This is a genomic window from Streptomyces sp. NPDC093261, from assembly GCF_044753645.1.
GTDB lineage: Bacteria > Actinomycetota > Actinomycetes > Streptomycetales > Streptomycetaceae > Streptomyces.
Map to the genome: position 1 here is coordinate 1 of NZ_JBIVNO010000047.1, position 4,036 is coordinate 4,036.

A 4,036-nucleotide genomic window follows, 5' to 3' on the forward strand; every position below is an offset into this window, starting at 1 on the left:
ACGGCTGCGGTGACGGCGCTGGCGGTGCTGCACGCCCATGGTGTCAGGGTGGACTGGGAGGCGTTCTTCGCCGGCACGGGCGCCCGCCGGGTCGAACTGCCGACCTACGCCTTCCAGCACGAACGGTTCTGGCCGGAGCGGACCGGTGCCACCGGAGACGTGTCCGGGGCCGGGCTCGAGTCCGTGGAGCACCCGCTGCTCGGCGCCGCCGTCGAGCTGCCGGACGGCGGCGGTGTAATCCTCACTGGCCGACTGTCGCTGCGTCGCCAGCCCTGGCTGGCGGATCACGTGGTGGACGGCCGGGTCCTGTTCCCCGGCACCGGTTTCGTGGAGCTGGCGCTGCGCGCCGGGGACGAACTCGGCCTCCGGCAGATCGAGGAACTGACGCTGTCCGTCCCGCTGGAGCTGCCCGAAACGGGTGCGGTTCCTGTGCAGGTGAGGGTCTCGGAGCCCGACGCGAACGGCCGCGCCGAACTCGACGTCTTCTCGCGCGACGGAGAGGAATGGATCCGGCATGCGACCGGCGTCCTCAGTGCGGCGTCCGTCGAACCGGCCTGGGACGCGGGGCAGTGGCCGCCGACCGGGGCCGTCGCGCTCGACCTCACCGGCTTCTACGACGGGACCGACTACGGCCCGACCTTCCGGGGGGTGACCGCTGCTTGGCGCGTCGGGGACGACGTGTTCGCCGAGGTCATGCTGCCGGAGCGGGTCCGAGACGTGGCGGCCTTCGGCATCCACCCCGCGCTGCTCGACGCCGTGCTCCACGGGGCCGCGTTCCTCGAGGGCCCCGAGCCCGGCACGCTGCTGCCGTACGCGTGGACGGGCGTGGGACTGCACGCGAGCGGCGCTGCCACCGTACGGGTGCGACTGAGCGGTTCCGCTTCCGCCGGTATCGGGATCGCGGTCGCCGACGGCACCGGCAGGCCGGTTGCGACGGTCGGCACGCTGCACCTGCGCGCCCCCGAACACGTGGATCGCGTGCGTTCTTTGTATCGGGTGGAGTGGGTGACGTCGGTGCCGGCGGTTGAGGTGGGTGATGTGCGGTTCGTGGAGTTGGTGGGTGGCGTTGATGTGGTGGCGTCGGCGCGTGCGTTGGCGGTTCGGGCGCTGGAGCTGGTGCGGGAGCCGGATTCCCGGGTGGTGTTCGTGACCCGGGGTGTGGTCAGTGGTGCGGATCCGGCTGCTGCTGTGGTGTGGGGTCTGGTGCGTTCGGCGCAGAGGGAGTTGCCGGGGCGGTTCTGGCTGGTGGATGTGGAGGGTGGGGGTGAGCCGGTTGTCACGGATGAGCCTGAGGTGGTGGTGCGTGGGGGTGAGGCGTTCGCGGCTCGGCTGGTTCGGGCTGAGGGGGGTGAGGGTCGGTCCTGGGGCGGTGAGGGGACGGTGTTGATCACTGGTGGTACGGGTGGTCTGGGTGCGTTGGTGGCGCGGCATGTGGCTGAGCAGGGTGTGCGCAGGCTGCTTCTGCTGAGTCGGCGTGGTCCGGCTGCGGAGGGTGTGTCGGAGCTGGTGGCTGAGTTGGCGCGGCTGGGGGCGGACGCTGAGGTCGTGGCGTGTGATGTGGCGGACCGGGCGGCGTTGGCGAAGGTCCTCCACGAGCGTGTGGTGACGGGTGTGGTGCACGCGGCTGGGGTGCTGGACGATGGTGTGCTGGAGGCGCTGACACCGCAGCGGCTGGATCGGGTGCTGGGGCCGAAGGCGGATGCGGCGTGGCATTTGCATGAACTGGTGGGGGATGTGGATCAGTTCGTGATGTTCTCGTCGGTGGCGGGTGTGTTCGGGGCTGCGGGTCAGGCGAACTATGCGGCTGCCAATGCGTTTCTGGATGCGCTGGCGGCTCATCGTCGTGCTCGCGGTTGGTCGGGTGTGTCGCTTGCGTGGGGTCCGTGGGAGCGGAGTGCGGGCATGACCAGCGAGCTGACCGGGGCGGACGTGGCGCGTATGCGGCGTTCGGGTGTGCTGCCGCTGGGTTCCACCGAGGGTCTGGCCCTGTTCGACGCCGCGACTGACCCGGCGACCGTGCCGGTGAAGCTGGACCTGGCGGGACTGCGAACCTCCGGTGAAGTACCGCCACTGCTGCGCCGCCTCGTCCGCACCCCGGCCCGCCGTGGTGTCGCACGCACCGGCGAGGCCGGTGACCTCGCACACCGCCTGGTCGGCCTGCCCCCCGAGGCCCGCACCGAGCTGGTGCTCGACCTGGTGCGCGGGCGGACGGCGACCGTGCTCGGGCACGTGGACGGTTCACTGGTCGATCCGGAGCGCTCGTTCCAGGAACTGGGCCTCGACTCGCTGACGGCGGTGGAGCTGCGTAACGGCTTGTCGGCGGCCACCGGGTTACGGCTGCCGGCGACCCTGGTGTTCGACTACCCGACCTCGGCCACGCTCGCGCACCACCTGCTCGACGAATTGCTCGGCACCGCTGAGCAGACCCCGGTTCCCGCCGGCGCACTGCCGTCGCTCTCCGACGATCCGGTCGTGATCGTGGGCATGGCGTGCCGGTACCCGGGTGGGGTGCGGTCGCCGGAGGACCTGTGGCAGCTGGTCACCGAGGGCGTCGACGCCATCGGTGACTTCCCTGACGACCGCGGCTGGGACCTCGACGCCCTCTACCACCCCGATGCGGCGCACACCGGCACGTCCTACACCCGATCCGGCGGGTTCCTGCGCGAGGCCGGGGACTTCGATGCCGCGTTCTTCGGCATGAGCCCCCGGGAGGCGCTGGCCACGGACGCGCAGCAGCGTCTGCTGCTGGAGACGTCGTGGGAGGCGCTGGAGCGGGCGGGCATCGATCCGGTGTCGCTGCGGGGCAGCCGCACCGGTGTCTTCGCCGGCGTGATGTACGGCGACTACGCGGAACTGCTGAACACCCCGGAGTTCGAGGGTTTCCGTGGCAACGGCAGCTCCGCCAGCGTGGCCTCCGGGCGCGTGGCCTACTCGCTGGGCCTGGAGGGCCCGGCGGTCACGGTCGACACGGCGTGCTCGTCCTCGTTGGTGGCCCTGCACTGGGCGGCCCAGGCGTTGAGGTCGGGTGACTGTGATCTGGCGCTGGCCGGCGGGGTGACCGTGCTGTCCACCCCGAACCTGTTCGTGGAGTTCTCGCGGCAGCGAGGCATGTCGGCAGACGGCCGGTGCAAGGCGTTCGCCGACTCCGCCGACGGTGTCGGCTGGTCTGAGGGTGTCGGCATGCTGGTGGTGGAGCGGCTGTCGGACGCGGTGCGCAACGGTCACGAGATCCTTGCCGTGGTGCGGGGGTCGGCGGTGAACCAGGACGGCGCGTCGAACGGCCTGACGGCGCCGAACGGACCGTCCCAGCAGCGCGTGATCCGCCAGGCTCTCGCCGGGGCCGGTCTGTCGCCGCTCGACGTGGATGTCGTGGAGGGTCACGGCACGGGCACGTCGCTGGGTGATCCGATCGAGGCGCAGGCGTTGCTGGCGACCTACGGGCAGGGCCGTGAGACGCCGTTGCTGCTGGGTTCGGTGAAGTCGAACGTCGGGCACACACAGGCCGCCGCCGGTGTCGCCGGTGTGATCAAGATGGTCATGGCCATGCGTAACGGCCTTGTGCCCCGGACCTTGCACGTGGACCGGCCCTCGTCACATGTGGACTGGACCGCCGGCGACGTCGACCTCGTCACGGAGAACACCGTCTGGCCGGAGGTGGAACGGCCGCGACGGGCGGCTGTGTCGTCGTTCGGTATTTCCGGCACCAACGCTCACACCGTCCTCGAGCAGCACCTCGTCAGCCCGGTCGAGCCGGAGCCTGCCGACGTCGTGGTGCCGTGGGTGGTGGCCGGCAAGACAGTGGCCGCCCTGAAGGAGCAGGTCGCGCGGCTCGCCCGCAGTCACGGACGGCCGCTGGACATCGGCTACTCGCTGGCGACGACCCGGTCGGCATTCGAGCACCGGGCCGTGCTCGTCGGCCGGACCAAGGACGAACTGGTGGCGGCTGCGGTGGAGGCGGTGGCTGGTGATGGTCGGTTGGGGGTTGTGTTCACGGGTCAGGGTGCGCAGTGGTTGGGGATGGGGCGTGGGTTGTATG

At 71.0% G+C, this 4,036-nt stretch carries 1 protein-coding gene; it reads left to right on the forward strand.

The features are described from left to right. Positions 1-4,036: type I polyketide synthase (locus tag ACIP94_RS38355; protein WP_402436755.1), on the forward strand; the 4,036-nt coding region annotated here is incomplete at both ends.